This is a genomic window from Acidicapsa dinghuensis (assembly GCF_025685685.1).
Lineage (GTDB): Bacteria > Acidobacteriota > Terriglobia > Terriglobales > Acidobacteriaceae > Acidicapsa > Acidicapsa dinghuensis.
In genome coordinates this window covers 174,806-190,102 of sequence record NZ_JAGSYH010000004.1, presented here as the reverse complement: position 1 = coordinate 190,102, position 15,297 = coordinate 174,806, and the positions used below count along the sequence as shown (strand labels likewise).

The window sequence follows — 15,297 nt, the reverse complement described above, 5'->3', positions numbered from 1 at the left end:
TGGCCATGACGCAGAGTGTGCGGTTAGTCAATGGTAGTTGTGGGATCGAACCTGGATCTCCTGCAAAGGCATCGGCACAAATCGATCACCCTTGAGGTGAACAACCCCGTCAACGTTTTGCAGTCTTCCTGCGATCTTCAGAAAGCGATGTTGATTGATCGTCATTCTGTGTTGATCGAAAATCTTTGGCGTGAGGATGACATTCGCTATTCCCAGCTCATCTTCAACGGACAAGAAGACAAAACCCTTGGCTGTTCCGGGTCGCTGACGGACGATGACACACCCGGCGATCCAGATGTATTCATCATTAGGGCGCTTTGCGAGATCAGCACTCGCTAAGATGCCCTCACGTATGAGTTCCTCCCGCAAATAGGCCATGACGTGTGGACCCGTGGTGAGCCCGGTCCCGGCGAAGTCAGCAGTTAATCGTTCCTGGTCATTCATCTTGATCAACGGGGAGCTTTGCTGATCTCCATTAGCCTGATGCAGGAGCGGCGCAACTCTTCTACCCGCTTGTTTCACTACCCACAACGCGCTACGCCGATGCTCAATTCCCTGGAGGCGATTCAATGCGCCAATCTTCGCCAACGTATCTAAGTCGGACGGGCTGAGGCTCGGTACGCGGTTTACCAGGTCGTCTACCGACTCAAACAGTTTTGTGTTCCGAGCTTCAATCAACTCGGCTTGCGTTGCCGCCTTGAAACCCCGGACGTAGTTCAATCCAATCCGAAGCGATACTGATCCGTCGCTCTCGTGCTCAAGGTTGCATACGGTGTCTGACACTTGCACATCAACCGGCTTCACTCGCAGACCGTGACGCTGGGCATCTTTCACCAGTACGGCAGGAGAGTAGAAGCCCATCGGTTGATTGTTGAGCAGGGCACAGGTGAAGGCAGCGAGGTAATGGACCTTCAGGTAGGCCGATGCGTAGGCGATTAACGCGAAGCTCGCAGCATGAGACTCCGGGAATCCATACATGGCAAAGCTGCTGATGGCCAGAACAATATTGTCCTGAGATTCCTTGCTAATGTTGTTCTCTGCCATGCCGGAACGCAGGCGGCCTTCGAGATCCTTCATGCGTTGCATCGATCGCCGCATGCCGACGGCTCGGCGAAGCTCCTCAGCCTCGGCCCCGGTAAAGTTGGCAACCACCATCGCCATACGCAATAGCTGCTCTTGAAACAACGGCACGCCTAGCGTTCGCTTCAGCACAGGCACAAGCAGTGGATGCTCATACGTTACCTCTTCTTTACCTTGCCGACGCCGCATGTACGGATGTGCCATCTTGCCGACAATCGGACCAGGCCGAATCAAGGCTACCTGCACGACGACGTCATAGAAATTAGCGGGTGCATTCAATGGAAGACTGGCCATCTGAGCACGGCTCTCCACCTGAAACATCCCTACTGTGTCCGCTTTTCGTAATGTTTGATAAACAAGGTCATCTTGCGGGAGGGCCGCGAGATCGATGGGCTTTCCATAATGACGCGGCACAAGCTCCAGGCAGTCTTTTAAAACAGCCATCATGCCGAGCCCGAGTACATCTACCTTGATGATCCCAAGGTCTGCGCAATCTTCCTTATCCCACTGGACGACTGCCCTTCCGGGCATCGATGCCTTCTCGATCGGTACGATCTGATTCAGCATTCCTGCACAGATCACCATTCCACCGCTATGCTGCCCAAGGTAGCGGGGCAAGTCCAGCATGCGGACGCAAAGATCGTGATAGCAGGCAATTCTTTTGTGGGACAGGTCCAACCCTGCCCGTTCAAAATATTTACTCAGTTCGTCATCGGCCCCGCGCCACTCGTAGTTCCCGACTGTTTTGGACAGCCTTGCCGTTGTCTGTTCATCGAAGCCCAGCGCCTTGCCAACCTCTCTGGCTGCCATCCGGTCGCGGTAGCAAACCACGTTCGCCGTCATTCCAGCGCCATTGGGTCCGTACCGCTCATACAGGTACTGAATGACCTTTTCGCGTTCATCACCGGAGGGCGTGTCCAGGTCGATATCTGGCCATTCTCCCCTGCTCTCGCTCAGGAAGCGCTCAAACAACAGTTCCATGCCAACCGGATCAACCGCGGTGATCTCCAGTGCGTAGCAGACGGCAGAATTTGCGGCACTCCCCCTGCCCTGGATCAGAATGCCGTTTCGTTTGCAGAACTCAACCACATCCCACACGATCAGGAAGTAACCAGCGAAGCCCAGTTGGGCTATCAATTTTAATTCACGTTGGACCTGTGCGTGTGCCTTCGCCAACAGGTGCTTATCGGGCGGGGATCCGTAGCGGTTTCTGACACCTTCCTCGACCCGTTTCGCCAGAAAGCTGTCCATCGTTTCGCCGTCAGGAACGGGATAAGCAGGGAATTGATAGCCGAGATCACTTAGGGTAAAGTCCAGCCGTTCACTCACCACGTGCGTATTCGATATGGCTTCCGGAACATCACGGAAGAGCACTGTCATCTCATGCACCGGACGGAGGTACCGGCTTGCGTTCGCTGCGAGAAGCCTTCCTGCCCTGTCCAGGGTTGTGTGATGCTTGATCGCTGTGAATACATCTAGGAGTTGTCTGTCGTGGGGCACGGCATAGCGGACGCCGTTGGTTGCGACGACAGGTAATCCCAGGGATGCAGCCATGGCTAACAGTGCCTGGTTGCGGCGCTCTTCCGCTCGCAGATAATGCCTTTGCAGCTCCAGGTAGACATTCCCGCGCCCGTAGATGGCCTGCAGACGCCTTGCAGCGTCATCGGCGTCCGAGGGCTCATCCTGTGCCAGCAATGAGGCCAAGGGGCCTTCCTCACCGCCCGTCAGGCAAATCAATCCGGAGGCGTATTCCTCAAGGTCATCGATGGTTGCCGACCCCTCTGCCTTTTTCGTTTCACGCATTTTGATCTTGGTGAGGAGTTGGCAAAGATTTTGATAACCAAGCTTGGACTCGCACAACAGTGTGATTCGTGAAGGTTCTCTCGTGTGCTGGTGAGGCAGCCACGATGGCGGTGTGAGCCGATGGGCAAAGGATGAAACTGCGACCTCAGCACCGATGTGAGCCTTTACTCCGACTCGCTGGCTTGCCGTATGAAACCTCGCGGCTCCATACAGCCCATTCCGGTCAGCGATCGCGATGGAGGGCATGCTGAGATGCCCTGCACGTTCGATAAGATTCTCCGGTTGCGACGCACCTGCGAGGAAACTAAACGCGCTGGCGGCGTGCAACTCGACATAGCCCGGATCAGTCATACACTGCCTCAAGGAACCAGCGGCCCAGCTTCCTGTCATTGGCCAGCAAATACGCATGTTGCTCACTGTCGATGAGTACATCCCACTCTTCTCTCTGCCAATCCTCTTTGGTCCACCAGCACCCACTGTTCCGCCACGGTCCAAAGGCCAGAACGATGGGATATGTCTGTTTGCCATCATGCAGAGACATAGGCTTGCTGTGAGCGCATCGAACGGTTACCGCATGAGGCGGTCGGATACGGCGAAGCGCAGTGTACCGACCGACAGGGACGGGCTTTCCCGGTGCATCGGTCCCGTGGATGGCAAAGCTCCCCATCCGGAATGCGTCCGATCGATGCGTATCGAGGAGCACGGGGCTTCCTACCCGGTCTTCTCCTACCAGGGCTTTCAGGCGGGCCAGCGTTATATCCATCAAAGCGGGCTCAGGAGTATCCGGCATGAATAAACCGAGCTGTTGCTTACTCGACTGTCCAGCTTCGGCTGTCAGCGCCAACGCGAGGACGCCTGATGGAGGCCGATGCGCCGAGATCTCAAGCTGTAGGAGCTTTAATAGAAACCTTCGATCCTGAGATGGCAACGCCGGATGGATCGAACACTTGTATGTCGATCCATCTTCCAATCCCATATCGATTGTCAGTGCCGCAACCGCCAGCGCTCGGGATCCAGCACGACGAACCAAGGATTCGATCATCCTGCCGGCAACGAACAGCAACGAGTCAACGTTATCGATCGACTCTTCAAACTCGCAGGATTCGGCTAACGCGATCTCCGGCTCGATTGGTTCAAACGTATGGCGGTGAGCCCCGAGCGCAAGATCACGCCATTGTTTTGCCGCTTGCCCGAACCGCGATACCAACTCGATTTCCGGAAGTCGTGCAAGCTGTCCAAGCGAACGAATACCCCAAAGTGTGAATGTCTCTTGATCTTCCGCAGACAAGGCTAACGTGGATAGGTGCAGGTCAGAAAGAATCTCTGCTTCCTTGCCGGTTGGAACCATCGTTGAGCCTCGAACGGCTGATGCGATGATTCGCGCACAGTCAAAGTTGGCGCTCACTGCAATATGCGCCTCGATACCAACGGATGTAAGTGTCGTGAGAAGGTGTTCCGCCCATATGCGGCTCGGTCCGAACAGTCTCTCTGTCCCGGTGATATCCAGGACAAAGGCACAGTGATCCGGTCCGTGAGCGTCTTCGATACGCGGGGAATAACGCATCGCGTATTCCAGGACAACATCTTCCGCAATTGCTTCGGTTTGTGGGGATCGGGTGAGTATCCGCAAGCCCGGTATGCTTTCTGCATCCGTCTTGGTCATTCCAGCAATGACCTGGAGCTTCCTGGCGCGTGCATTGACAGAGCAGACAGTCTGTAAGGGCGGATCACCGTCGATGACGGCGACCGGCAAGGACCGAAGCTCAGGATGCAAACGGAGCAAGGCTTGTAAGGGAAGGCTGGGAACGTGGATACCGGCGTAGAGGCTTCGCAGCATCTCATCCCTCCTTTCCGTCTCGTGGATATTGCGCTTGCCATTCTGCGACCGATACAGGTTGCGGGCCTTTTCTTCGAGTTGCTTGCCGATCGCGTCTGCGACGGACCTCGTACCGAATTCCGTCCATGGTTGTTGCCGATCGAACCAGTTGGCGAATGCTGGATTCGATCTGAAGCGCCGAGCTTGAGCCTGCATACATGGCTTTCCCTAAGACCAGCAAACAGCATCGTGCTCGATCCGCAGCTTGACGAAAACGGAACCAAGTCGCGAGTGGTATCCGACTCGCATGTTGCTGTTCGTTGCTGCCAAGGTCCAGAACAATCGCTCCAAACCCACCAGCGTTTAGGAGCAGGTCTGTTGCTTGGATCGCTTTGGCGATCCGGTTCAGGACTGTATTTGCCTCGCAACGTACCCATAAGAACCGTCGCGCATCAATACCAATGGCTGCCCCCGATTCGGGATCATAAGTGTCCAGGGTATCCACGTAGGCGCAAGCAACTCCCAGCTTTGTTCTCTCGGCGAGAAACGCAATGGCAAGGCTTGTCCCGCCGGACGATCCGTTGCCGGCAATTTCGGTGATGGCTCCAACAGGGAAGCCGCCGTCCAACAGCCGATCGATGGTAGGGATCCCTGTTGCGGCCACGTCTTTGAGCGTGCGTGGTACTGGTGTCAGCGCAGCCGGAAATTTAGACTCCATGGAGTGCTCGATTTGGAGCCGAATTGTAGCGGCGGAGGGCATTGGCTATACTTTCGCCTTATATTCGCTTTTATACTCGTGACTGTCAATTGTCAGTTGCCCTGTTTTTGCAGCGTTTTCTGTCTAAGCAAGAGAAAATAAAGGCGGATATTTTCGTAGAGGCACTCTTAAACCGGAGGGAGCAATGCTAGGCAGCTGGACGGAAGAATGGCCGGAAAGAGCAGGCGTCTATTGGGCTTTGGCACCGCAGGAGAAAGAGCCCATATTCGTCCACATCGACGGCCCACGATGGAATTACCTATGGAAGAACTGGGATCTGGATGCTCCGTCGTGGATCTGGAGTGAGCGCATGCAACCGCCGGAATCTCCGCACGGAGATAACCTCTTTTCCCCAGACCGCGAAGGCTGGTCGATCGTTTGGCCTGAGATCGAGGGGGAATATTGGCTCTTCCACCCAGGAAGACCCGTCGCACTTTCACAGGTCACCGGCACGTATCGCGGCTTTCTTGGCACAGACGACGTGTGGCCGCGTGAAGAGCCGATGGAAGGTGAATTGTTCTGGAGTGAACCAATACTGCCGCCGTCTCCACCGGAATCCTGGCGTCCTGTGGGCAGTTCATGTTTGTGCTGATTGCTGCCAAGTCATATGGCTTTGAAATGTTCTGCACGACCGATCAAGGCCAGCGCATCGGAGTAACGATTCATGACGAGTTTCCGCATCGACTACTGCTGCTTCTCTCGGACGCTGGTCTATCGGACCAGGATGTAGAAACGGCTCGAATCTCGATCGTGAATCATGGCTGGGCGAGGTGCAAATATTCACCCACACGTGGAACAAAGAATCTGCTCGGAGTCTATCCGCATATCTGGAATGGCCTCTGCTAGGCTGATCCAATGTGTGGACGGATTCATCGGTTTACGGATGTCGGGGACATCGCTCGAATATTCGCGGCAGACGTGCCCGAAGGCCTAAATCCAGGGCCGGACTACAACGGGTCGCCGTACTCGTGGCAACTCATCATTCGTCTCGACAAAGACGGCAAACGCGAGATCGCGAACATGCGTTGGGGCTTGGTTCCACGCGAGGCACTCTCGGACCAGCTTCCATACCCAACTTTCAATGCCAAGAGTGACACCATCCTTGAGAAGCGGAGCTTCGAAGAGTCTGCACGTCACCGCCGCTGTCTGGTTCCGGTTGACGGCTACTACGAATGGGACAAGTATGTGAAGGGCAAGAAGGTCGCGTATGCGCTCAGCATGAAGGACAAGTCTCCATTTTGTCTCGCCGGTATCTGGTCTTGGTGGATGCGAGACGGAAAGGTACTGGAGACGTTTGCTGTGGTCACCTGCGAGCCCAATCCGGAGTTCGAGAAATTTCACCCGCGAATGCCGGTCATCCTCCACCCGGAGGATTATGACCGCTGGTTGCAGGTTGGTGACACTGAGTATCCACCGCTTGACCTCTGCAAGCCCTTCCCGGCGGAACGGATGCACGTGTGGCGGGTGAATCCAGAAGTGGGAGATATTAAGAAGAATCATCGGGGTTTGCTGGACCCCTATGTGGAGCCACCGCAAGAACCTGAGCCGCCGAGGCCAGAAAAGAAGCGCAAGACGAAACCGCCCGCAGTCAATCCGGATCAGGGTTTGTTGTTCTGATGGACGAATGAACTGAGGTCGCTCCGGCCAGCTTTCCTAGGCATTGAGGGTAAGAGTGACAAGCGTACCTGATAGTTGGTGACACTTGGTTCTCGCACTCAAGCCAACTCCACACCGCAAACCGAGCGTACGTTGTTGATTCTGCATGAAGACCCTTTTTAAGTCGTGTTGGCGCAGAATCACAAGCGGTTTTCCAATCGCAGAACCATCCGTGAACACACGATATGTTTGGATCACACAGGACGCTCCTGGTGCTCGTTGCAGCCCGACCCTGCACAAGCCTGAATTGATTCGGCGTATTAAGGATGGTTATCGCTTTTCGCTATGCAGCCTGCATGGGAATCACATCGCCGAAAGGTGCCTGGCGGCGTCCGGTCGAAGCCCATAAGACGGGATACGATGGTGCTGAAGTCGGAAATGATCCGTAGAGATCAGTCAGGAAGACCATCGTTTGCGGCACTGTCCCGCATTCCTCTACCCATTCAAAGCATGGCCCGAATTCCGTGCCTCCCCCGCCTACGGGGTTGAGAGAGATTGGCTGGCCGGCTTCGTAGACCTCTACCTTCTGAACCACAGCGTCGAAGTAGAGGACGTAGACGCGCTCAGGTCTTTGCCCATCCAGAATGGATCGTGCTTCGGCCTCGAAAAGCCGCAACTGACGGCCGCTGATCGAGCCGGAGCAGTCGACGGCTATCACAATCTCGCCCACGCCTTCCTTGACCACTCCTGGAAGATAGAGCCCCCTCCAGAGATAGCGCCGGTTCGGGCGCATCCAGCTGTAATCAGCCACAGTCGTTTCCGACCAGAGGCGGCGTAGCAGTTCCCGCCAATTGACGGCAGCCGCTGCAACTCCTTCCATCGTCCGATCGAGTCCCGTAGGCATCTTGCCCGCCTGCTGGGCTACCGTCATCGCTTGCTTGACGGCGATCTCCCATTCTCTTGCCTGCTCTTCAACGCTCGGAGAACCATCACTGGGCGTGGGTGCATCGAGAACCTGCCCGATTCCGCCATCCATCTCTGGAGCGGACGGATCGCCTGATTCGTTTTGAGCCGGGCTTCCATTCGTGTCGTCCGAAGCGGCGACCCGTTCATCGTTGTCGCTATCCGGGTCCGAACCCTCTTCCGGTTCGAGAAGGTTGTAAATCTGCTCCGCGCTCATGCCACGGAAGCGGTTCTCGAGGAGAACGCCTTCCGGGAGCTTGAGACCAGCATCGACCAACAGCGGATTGATGGCGTAGTCGCAGGCAATGTTCCATCGCTTTGGATCGCGCCCTGAGCGCCGCAGGTGATGGCGCAAAGCCGGATGCATCACCTCGTGCGCGAGCGTTCCCGCCAGCGTTGCCGCATTGAGGGTTTCGACGAACTCAGGATTCCAGAGAAGCGAAACTCCGTCGGTGGCCATCGTTTTGATCGCTGTGCTTGGCCGGTCCTTGAGACGGAAGAGCAGCGAGCCGAAAAACGGATGGTCGAGGACAAGCGCCGTTCGCGCTTTTTGAATGCGCAGTGAAGCTGGTGATTCGTTTCTCATGCGGCTATCGGCGCCTCCATATAGGCCGACATGTGAGCGAAGATTTCGTCCGCGGTGTTCGGTGTAGCGAATCCTGCCGACTCCCGCTCTCGCAGTAGGCCGTCCATCTCGGCGACGATGTTGGCGGCGTCAGCGGCCGTCGTTACCCGCAGCAGGTCGTGTTTCTTGAGCTCTTGGGCGGAGTAGTTGCACAGCCGCTCCTTCACCTGCTCGGCAAACCGATTGAGCTCCGCGTCGCCATTCACGTTGAGCCGCGGCAGGAGTTCCACGAGATCGAGGACGTTGGTGACCAGCGAACGATGGAAGCGGGAGTCCGGCTCGTTCAGTCGCTCAACCATGTGAGCGACAACCTCGCGTAACCGCCTCCACAAGTCTTCGGTCCCGCGCATGAACGACTGACGGACGTTGGCGTCGATTTCGCGTGCGACCCGCGCCTGCTCTTCGGCCGACATCTCGACACGGAAGTCAGCCCCGGTCGGGATCGGCAGAACCTCGAGTTTCACGCCAAACTTCGCCCGCAGCTTGTCAGGGGACGGATAGTCTTCTTCTCGGAAGAGCCCATTCAGTTCCGGACGCACCTGTTCGATGTATCCGGGGTAGACACTCAGAAACGCTTCCACGCCCTCGTCAAAGCTCGCTTCGAACTCGCGCATCCGCGCCATGAGATCGAAATAGAAGTTGGCCGGCAATAGGCGAAATCCCTCGTCGGACCATGGAAGCGTGACCTTGTAAAAGTACTGCCGGATCTGTCCGGCAAGCGTCCGCATTTCCTCGAGCTTCGCAGCTCCATGCAGCAACTGTTTGTTGTAGCGGCCGGCGCCCCGGTGGGCTCCGTGCTGATCAGCAACTTCCCGGCTGACCTTGCGATCATGTTTCACCGCGGTCCAGACGCTGATATGGACCGAGGCAAGCATCGCTTTCTCGGTAATCATTGAATGACCTCCATGTGTTCCACTCCGAAGCGCACGAACTCCGGAGTATGCGTGATGGCGTTATCGCGCGCCGCCGCGTCGCGCATGGCCATCACACGCATCTCCGTCGGCATCCGTTCGAGGTACGTGATTCCCCGCCCGAGTGAGCTATCGCTCAACACCCGTCCGAGTGCTGTCGCGATCGCGATCTGCGCCGAAGGCTCCGAAGGAACCCTGGCCGTCGAAGGATTGAGGAGGATTTCATCGATGGACGGCAGTTCCCGGAACAGTCGCAGGAAGGCAACCAGTTCCGAGGCCGCGGCGTGGCCTACTGTGCCATCGAGGAGCTGTGCCTCGAACTCGCTGGTTCCGGAAATCAGTCGCGAATTTGTGCGTTGAGCCACTCCCGACAAAACGCGCGAAGCCATCTCCCAGGAGCGCGGAGTGGGCCAGGCATTCGCATCCGAAGTGACATCGGCCGCATGCAGCAGTTCAGGTTTGAAGCGGAGAAAGGCGATGATCTCGGGGCGAACTTGCGCCTTGATCGCCCATTTCGACCAGTCGTCGAGATCTGGCTCAAGGTCGAGGTGCACAAAGCGGTTCCGCAATGGGCGCGGCATGGCAAAATGAACTCCGCGTTCCGATGCGGGATTGCCAGCGGCGATCACCACCCACTCGTCGGGCAGACTGTATTCGCCGAGACGCCGGTCGAGGATCAGCTGGTAGCAGCCCGCCTGCGTCATCTGAGGGGCCGAGGTCAGCTCATCGAGAAACAGGATGCCCTTACCTGATGTCGGCAGAAACTTTGGTGGTACCCACTCGGTCTGATCCGTGGCAATGCGGGGCAGTCCGCGTAGATCGACCGGATCGAGTTGGACTGCCCGCACGTCAAGGAACCCGTATCCGAGATCGCTGGCGACCTGGCCTACGATCTGTGATTTTCCGGTGCCACATGGACCCCAGATGTGGAGAGGCACACGTTCGCCAATAAGCGCACGGAGCGCCTCATAGAGCTTCGAAGGTTTCATGGGATTTCCCTTTGAGGTAGGTTTGCTACTTGCGCAGCGCAGAGGATCTCCGTTCTCAGGATGGGAGCCGATGCTTGGGGACGGTAAAGAAAGGAGTGGCCAGGACCCGGCAACGGGCGCACCTTCGAGGACAGGATCAGATTTGTCGAACTCCGGGCCGATGGGTTGAGTCAGCAGACGCCGGCAGAAGGTTGCCGATGATCAGCGCCGCTGTTTTGGCCTTGATGCGGGCGCGGATCTGTTCGCCGACCGCCTGCGCGGGCTCACACCGGAGAGAAACGCGTCTATCAACTTGCTTAATGTCTCTTGCTGGCGTTTCCGGATCAATTGTGGAAGAAATTCGATCAGCTTGCGGATAACGCGCTCGGCTGCCGCTCCCTGCTCGTCATTCGGAAACGTTACCGCGACAGTTTTCTGTTTCGGAACCAGGCGGAGCAGTTTCGTCACCTCCTGGCAATTACCGCTCACAACCACTGACGGAGAGCTCTGGATTTCCTCGAGCATAGGACCTCCCATCCCTGGTTTTCGACCGGCAGAAAGGACGTTTCACGCCTCTAATCTCGATCCTCAGAGCAGTTCGACCGTATAGAGCGTGAGAATCTCGTTCAGAAGAGGTCGATTCGCAGGCGCCATCAATGAGCCAAGAGAGTCGACCTTAAATGTAGAGGCGGGACGCGAATAAATCGCATACGCGACGCGCGTATGGTCGTGACGGGATGGGTAGCGGATTCCGTCGGGCTTCGCCGGGTGCGCGCGAAGTGCTCGTGACCATTGCTGCGCGATCTTGTAGGAGCCGGTGAAAAGTCGGCCATCGGCGCCGATCCGGGTCAGCCCTCCCGCAGTGAACAGGTCGATGAACCGAAGGTCCTCGGTCAATTCAAGCGTCGCCATTCGACGTGCATCCAGATAGGTTCCAGAGACAGCCGGCACCCCAGTCGTCGCCCCGCACGATTCGATAAAACAACACTGCGGGTCTTCGCCCGCATAGAGAACTCCAAACGAGTGCCCCGCAGGACAATCGGGATCGTCGAATCGGTTATCACCGCTCGTTCCGAAGTAGACGGGATCTTTGTCGGCGCGGTGATGGCGGTAGAGGACATCGCCTTTCCTGACTGTGTGAATCAGTGGTGTCTGCGATACAAGTTGGGGATGAGGCAGCGGATGATCGCCTGGTAAATCCGTCATACGGCTCCTTGCTCGCCGTATCCACTGGCCACCGCCTTCACTTCACTCACCAGTCCCTTCTTGAGTTTCCCCAGAGGGGGCTTTCCTTCAAGGCGATCATTGGGGCTGGTGAAAAAGACCATTTGCATCCAGGGGTCGAGATCCTTGAGCTCTCCAAGAACCTCTTCGAGTCCGGTGATTGTCTTTCCGTCCTCAAATTGAAAGCTCGGATAGCTGTATCCGCGCTTCCCTTGCGTCAGAGCCAGGAGTTGATTCGATGCCCGGCGTTTATCGACGGCCTGACGCGAGATACCAAGAACCTCGGAAACCTGCTCGGAGGTAAGCGCACCACCCGCAGCCTCAAGTATCTGCTGCTTCCGTTTGAGTCCTCGAAATCTCGCGGCTATCAGCGGATCCTCCGCAATCAGTTGTGTCGTCTCCGGAGCCGAACTCAGAGCCTCTACCGCCACCAGATAATCCGTAGGTGCGGCTGTCGCTTCATCGATCCGAGTGGCAGGAAGATCCTCCTCCAGACGTCGAAATGCCCGGAGAATCCGCGAGTAGAAGGTTGGATGCTTGGTGCTCGTCAATTCGCGTAATACGGAGCTGAAATGCCGGTGGTCAGCATCCGGATGCATTTCAATGAAAAGGCAGAACCTGTCTTTGGCAAACTCGGTCTTCACGAGGAAGGACTTGAGATTGAGATTAAGCCGCCAGGATTTTGCAACAATCTGAAGCAAGTCTGGCTCAACTTCATAGCGGAGATCGCCGGTCGCAAATGAAACAAAACACAGGCGATTCGAGGTTTTTGACGGACGGCCGATACTATAGCTCGGATTCTTGCGGCCCGGATCGCCGAGATGCTTTTGGATGCTGGCCTGAATCTCTTCGAGAGTCTTGGGGTTTTCCGAATACGTGACCATGGCGACCTCCGGTTGACAAGTTAATTGTTTCATGTCATTTTACACCTCGTCAACCATAGCCCTGATATTAAAGAGATTTCGCTTGCAACGAGATCCAGCCCTAGTTCAGGCCGCAGCCTCCACCTAATCCTCATCGCTGAACTGGTCCTCTTCGGCGGCTTCCGCAAGTATCTCCTCTTCCTCGTCTATGTCATGGGCCGGAATTGCCACCGGCGCTGGTGAATCGAAGAGGCCGGCCGCCCTGGCAGGCTCGGGAGAAGGCGGAGGCGTGGTCTTCGGAGTTTCAGCAGGTTTTGCAACCTCGGTTTTCGGTGCAGGCTTGGTTCCGGCTTTCTTGCTCTTTGACCGGGCTTCTGCCTGAGCGGTCTTCGCTGCAGAATCCATCTCTGCCTTCGCCCGATCGAGTGTGTTTCTCAGTTCGAGGTGGGCGCCCACAAAGTTGACCAACGTGGCCGGCAGATCCCTGTCGAGTTCATCGGCGGTTCCGGTTACGGTCAGCGGAGTTGTCAGCGCCGCGTTTTCGCCATCCTTGAGTTTCTGGGGAATGACATTCAATCGAATCTGGTCATCTTCAAGATGGGTAACGGTCAGCAAAACGGCACGCTGCCGCAGGTACGGAGCAAGCTCTTTGAACATGAAAATCACTCCTTTGGAATGTTGGCTCACGCGGGGCGCGATCCTCGCCGGGCGGGCTTCTTGAGTTCCGGATCATCCCAATGCAAGGTGTAGCGGCGCCCGAACGCCAGTTGTTCGTTGCAGGAGAGCGGATCGTACTTGCGCCGCCAGAGAAGACGGTACAAGGCACTGACTGCGGATTTCATCAGGCCCTTCGTCTCGTCGTCAGAAATGTGCGAGATATCGGGGTTGCCGGCGCACGTCGGACACGGCCTGTCGCAATGCAGATCTTCGATGGGCCATTACGAGATGCCAGAGCGACAAGAGCCTTTGCCTCACTGGCAATCTCCGCATCAAGAGTGATCTTCATGCGGAATTCCTGGCGTGCCTAAGAGTACGTATCACACCTTGATTGCATTCATTGCCTTTGTGTTGGGCTTATTTGTTTCGGCATGTATTTCTCGTGCGTTTTCTCAACCTTCTCCACAACGCCGGGTCAACCGGCAACGCGGACATTTGCCCGGTCTTAGCGTTGAAGAATGCACCGTGATATGCGAGTTTCCCGTAGCGGAAGAGTTGAGCCAGCATGGCCAGCGCGCTCGCAGCCAGCGTCTGATTGATGTACGGTTCCTGACGGTCGAGAGCCTCAATGGCCGAGCAACTCGGTAACGGATCTTCGCCGGCGGTCTCATCTCGAATCTCCGGAAACAATTCGCTAACCGTCCGCAGACGCTCAGCTCTTCTGCGGTTGCGGGCGTTCAGCGGCTGGCCGAGCACGTACTGCCCGCTGGCCGCGTTGTTGCCGAGATCGAGCCAATAGCTGGCTCGATTGAGAGCGTGCGAGAAGGAGCTCACTATGGCTCTGCGTGCCGCGCGCGAGTCCACACATCCGATCACCAGGTCTGGGCAGCGGTCGTAATTGCGTTCAAAAGAGCGCTCGTGGAAATGCTGCGGCACCGCCTGCCAGCACGCGCCCCAGAAAAGATTGATTCGATTGATGAGTACATTGGCCTTGTTTTGGCCTATGTCCGAAATAGCAAACGGCTGGCGAATGCAGTTTGTCTCGGAGACCAGATCGGCGTCCATCAGGGCGACAGTAAGCCCGTAGCGATGCCCCCACACCCGCATGGCCTGGTCGAGATACGGCAATCCCATTACGATGGCGCTGCCAGTTCCGCCGGCGCCGATTACCAGCACTCGAACTGCGCGATTTTGGACGAGATCGGTCGGCAGTGCATGCTCAATGCGCATACTACCTCCGGTCTCCGTGCACAAACTCGGCCAGTGTCTGCGGCAACTGGATCAGGGCTTCGATGGGAAACGCCTTGCGCCTGTCTCGAAGTTCGCTCCACAGCCCCTCAAATCCTTCACGATGGCGTGTGAGACGCCCGACATTGGCGTGAGTGAAAGCGCTTTCATAGAAGCCACGCTCCCACTCCGGGATCGAGGCAACTGAAGCGGTGTTTGGACACCGCATTGTGCCGGTGCAAACTCGCCCATCGTCCGAAAGATTCCAGAAGGGTGCCACCGTAAGCCTTGTCGTCGCGTCCGGCCTCTTGTTCTCACGAAGTGCCCGGATCTTCAGCCCGCCATCATCGACGCGCCACACCAAGGGCGGTTGGGGGAAGACCCAGCCATTGAGCTTCGTCGCTTTCTGTTCTGCGTCCTGATAGAACATCTGGCGATGGCAGGCTGAGGTCCACCATACAATCAGGCGATCGCCTTTTGCGACCACATTCCCAGGGAGTATTTCGGCCGAGGAGCCGCCCCACAGCGAACGCACCAGCGATTCGACAAAGCCGTCCGTTAACGGCTGCGCTGCTGCAAGCGTGGGAGGTCCATCTTTATGGAGCGTCACTTGATGTCGGGTCACAAAGCTTCGCTGCCGGTCCCTATAGACCAGAAGCGCCTCACGCAACTCGAAGCGATGGTTCTCTCCGATCGAGACATGTACTTCCATTGTGATTCTCCGTCTGCGAACAGATCGCTGGGCCTCTGCCGAGTTCTCGGTATCAATTCGCGCTCGATGAGTGGTTTGGCGATAATGCGCCAAAT

Annotated in this window: 16 protein-coding genes; 3 read left to right on the top strand and 13 right to left on the bottom strand. The window is 56.8% G+C overall.

What is annotated here, in order from left to right; all coding sequences use genetic code 11:
- Nucleotides 1-27: 27 nt before the first annotated feature.
- Genes OHL22_RS11875 through OHL22_RS11865 form a run of 3 tightly spaced genes read right to left on the bottom strand, consistent with a single transcriptional unit; the run spans nucleotide 28 to nucleotide 5,417 of the window.
- Nucleotides 28-3,234: an error-prone DNA polymerase gene (locus tag OHL22_RS11875; protein ID WP_263337349.1), complete on the bottom strand. Its 3,207-nt coding sequence runs from the start codon at nucleotides 3,232-3,234 to the stop codon at nucleotides 28-30.
- Nucleotides 3,227-4,720: a DNA polymerase Y family protein gene (locus OHL22_RS11870; RefSeq protein WP_263337346.1), complete on the bottom strand. Its 1,494-nt coding sequence runs from the start codon at nucleotides 4,718-4,720 to the stop codon at nucleotides 3,227-3,229. Before OHL22_RS11870 ends, OHL22_RS11875 begins: the two co-directional genes overlap by 8 nt.
- 1 nt (nucleotide 4,721) lies before the next feature.
- Nucleotides 4,722-5,417, bottom strand: a complete 696-nt coding sequence (locus OHL22_RS11865) for a DNA recombination/repair protein RecA (RefSeq protein ID WP_263337342.1) — start codon at nucleotides 5,415-5,417, stop codon at nucleotides 4,722-4,724.
- Nucleotides 5,418-5,601: 184 nt separating this feature from the next.
- Here OHL22_RS11865 and OHL22_RS11860 point away from each other — a divergent pair, with 184 nt between their 5' ends.
- Genes OHL22_RS11860 through OHL22_RS11850 form a run of 3 tightly spaced genes read left to right on the top strand, consistent with a single transcriptional unit; the run spans nucleotide 5,602 to nucleotide 7,073 of the window.
- Nucleotides 5,602-6,048 carry a hypothetical protein gene (locus OHL22_RS11860; RefSeq protein WP_263337337.1) on the top strand — a complete coding sequence of 149 codons (447 nt, stop codon included), beginning with the start codon at nucleotides 5,602-5,604 and terminating at the stop codon, nucleotides 6,046-6,048.
- A complete protein-coding gene (locus OHL22_RS11855; RefSeq protein ID WP_263337334.1) occupies nucleotides 6,036-6,302 on the top strand; it encodes a hypothetical protein in 267 nt (88 codons plus the stop codon). Before OHL22_RS11860 ends, OHL22_RS11855 begins: the two co-directional genes overlap by 13 nt.
- Nucleotides 6,303-6,311: 9 nt before the next feature.
- Nucleotides 6,312-7,073 (top strand): SOS response-associated peptidase, encoded by a 762-nt coding sequence (locus OHL22_RS11850; RefSeq protein WP_263337332.1) that lies wholly within the window; start codon nucleotides 6,312-6,314, stop codon nucleotides 7,071-7,073.
- Nucleotides 7,074-7,395: 322 nt separating this feature from the next.
- Here the strand turns inward: OHL22_RS11850 and OHL22_RS11845 are convergent, their stop codons facing one another.
- The 10 genes from OHL22_RS11845 to OHL22_RS11800 all read right to left on the bottom strand — a co-directional run bounded on the left by OHL22_RS11845 (nucleotide 7,396) and on the right by OHL22_RS11800 (nucleotide 15,202).
- Nucleotides 7,396-8,601 (bottom strand): vWA domain-containing protein, encoded by a 1,206-nt coding sequence (locus OHL22_RS11845; RefSeq protein WP_263337329.1) that lies wholly within the window; start codon nucleotides 8,599-8,601, stop codon nucleotides 7,396-7,398.
- Nucleotides 8,598-9,533 carry a hypothetical protein gene (locus tag OHL22_RS11840; RefSeq protein WP_263337326.1) on the bottom strand — a complete coding sequence of 312 codons (936 nt, stop codon included), beginning with the start codon at nucleotides 9,531-9,533 and terminating at the stop codon, nucleotides 8,598-8,600. The genes OHL22_RS11845 and OHL22_RS11840 overlap by 4 nt, the downstream gene beginning before the upstream one ends.
- Complete coding sequence (locus tag OHL22_RS11835) at nucleotides 9,530-10,540, bottom strand: AAA family ATPase (RefSeq protein ID WP_263337323.1); 1,011 nt, start codon at nucleotides 10,538-10,540, stop codon at nucleotides 9,530-9,532. Before OHL22_RS11835 ends, OHL22_RS11840 begins: the two co-directional genes overlap by 4 nt.
- A 201-nt stretch (nucleotides 10,541-10,741) precedes the next feature.
- A complete protein-coding gene (locus OHL22_RS11830) occupies nucleotides 10,742-11,044 on the bottom strand; it encodes a hypothetical protein (protein ID WP_263337321.1) in 303 nt (100 codons plus the stop codon).
- 63 nt (nucleotides 11,045-11,107) lie between these two features.
- Nucleotides 11,108-11,725, bottom strand: a complete 618-nt coding sequence (locus OHL22_RS11825) for an RES family NAD+ phosphorylase (RefSeq protein WP_263337320.1) — start codon at nucleotides 11,723-11,725, stop codon at nucleotides 11,108-11,110.
- A complete protein-coding gene (locus tag OHL22_RS11820; RefSeq protein ID WP_263337317.1) occupies nucleotides 11,722-12,627 on the bottom strand; it encodes a hypothetical protein in 906 nt (301 codons plus the stop codon). The genes OHL22_RS11825 and OHL22_RS11820 overlap by 4 nt, the downstream gene beginning before the upstream one ends.
- Before the next feature lie 123 nt (nucleotides 12,628-12,750).
- Nucleotides 12,751-13,263: a PRTRC system protein E gene (locus tag OHL22_RS11815; RefSeq protein ID WP_263337314.1), complete on the bottom strand. Its 513-nt coding sequence runs from the start codon at nucleotides 13,261-13,263 to the stop codon at nucleotides 12,751-12,753.
- Nucleotides 13,264-13,289: 26 nt separating this feature from the next.
- Nucleotides 13,290-13,448 (bottom strand): hypothetical protein, encoded by a 159-nt coding sequence (locus OHL22_RS11810; protein ID WP_263337312.1) that lies wholly within the window; start codon nucleotides 13,446-13,448, stop codon nucleotides 13,290-13,292.
- Between the two features lie 232 nt (nucleotides 13,449-13,680).
- On the bottom strand, nucleotides 13,681-14,493 hold the full coding sequence (locus tag OHL22_RS11805) for a PRTRC system ThiF family protein (protein ID WP_263337309.1): 813 nt from the start codon (nucleotides 14,491-14,493) through the stop codon (nucleotides 13,681-13,683).
- A gap of 1 nt (nucleotide 14,494) precedes the next feature.
- A complete protein-coding gene (locus OHL22_RS11800; protein ID WP_263337306.1) occupies nucleotides 14,495-15,202 on the bottom strand; it encodes a PRTRC system protein B in 708 nt (235 codons plus the stop codon).
- Nucleotides 15,203-15,297: the final 95 nt, after the last annotated feature.

What these genes read in the sequence shown, in the direction of transcription:
- OHL22_RS11840 (WP_263337326.1), bottom strand. Translation starts at nt 9,533, where the DNA reads ATGATTACCGAGAAAGCGATGCTTGCCTCGGTCCATATCAGCGTCTGG.
- OHL22_RS11800 (WP_263337306.1), bottom strand. Translation starts at nt 15,202, where the DNA reads ATGGAAGTACATGTCTCGATCGGAGAGAACCATCGCTTCGAGTTGCGT.
- OHL22_RS11865 (WP_263337342.1), bottom strand. Translation starts at nt 5,417, where the DNA reads ATGGAGTCTAAATTTCCGGCTGCGCTGACACCAGTACCACGCACGCTC.
- OHL22_RS11870 (WP_263337346.1), bottom strand. Translation starts at nt 4,720, where the DNA reads ATGCTGCGAAGCCTCTACGCCGGTATCCACGTTCCCAGCCTTCCCTTA.
- OHL22_RS11835 (WP_263337323.1), bottom strand. Translation starts at nt 10,540, where the DNA reads ATGAAACCTTCGAAGCTCTATGAGGCGCTCCGTGCGCTTATTGGCGAA.
- OHL22_RS11875 (WP_263337349.1), bottom strand. Translation starts at nt 3,234, where the DNA reads ATGACTGATCCGGGCTATGTCGAGTTGCACGCCGCCAGCGCGTTTAGT.
- OHL22_RS11805 (WP_263337309.1), bottom strand. Translation starts at nt 14,493, where the DNA reads ATGCGCATTGAGCATGCACTGCCGACCGATCTCGTCCAAAATCGCGCA.
- OHL22_RS11850 (WP_263337332.1), top strand. Translation starts at nt 6,312, where the DNA reads ATGTGTGGACGGATTCATCGGTTTACGGATGTCGGGGACATCGCTCGA.
- OHL22_RS11830 (WP_263337321.1), bottom strand. Translation starts at nt 11,044, where the DNA reads ATGCTCGAGGAAATCCAGAGCTCTCCGTCAGTGGTTGTGAGCGGTAAT.
- OHL22_RS11860 (WP_263337337.1), top strand. Translation starts at nt 5,602, where the DNA reads ATGCTAGGCAGCTGGACGGAAGAATGGCCGGAAAGAGCAGGCGTCTAT.
- OHL22_RS11845 (WP_263337329.1), bottom strand. Translation starts at nt 8,601, where the DNA reads ATGAGAAACGAATCACCAGCTTCACTGCGCATTCAAAAAGCGCGAACG.
- OHL22_RS11855 (WP_263337334.1), top strand. Translation starts at nt 6,036, where the DNA reads ATGTTTGTGCTGATTGCTGCCAAGTCATATGGCTTTGAAATGTTCTGC.
- OHL22_RS11825 (WP_263337320.1), bottom strand. Translation starts at nt 11,725, where the DNA reads ATGACGGATTTACCAGGCGATCATCCGCTGCCTCATCCCCAACTTGTA.
- OHL22_RS11815 (WP_263337314.1), bottom strand. Translation starts at nt 13,263, where the DNA reads ATGTTCAAAGAGCTTGCTCCGTACCTGCGGCAGCGTGCCGTTTTGCTG.
- OHL22_RS11810 (WP_263337312.1), bottom strand. Translation starts at nt 13,448, where the DNA reads ATGAAATCCGCAGTCAGTGCCTTGTACCGTCTTCTCTGGCGGCGCAAG.
- OHL22_RS11820 (WP_263337317.1), bottom strand. Translation starts at nt 12,627, where the DNA reads ATGGTCACGTATTCGGAAAACCCCAAGACTCTCGAAGAGATTCAGGCC.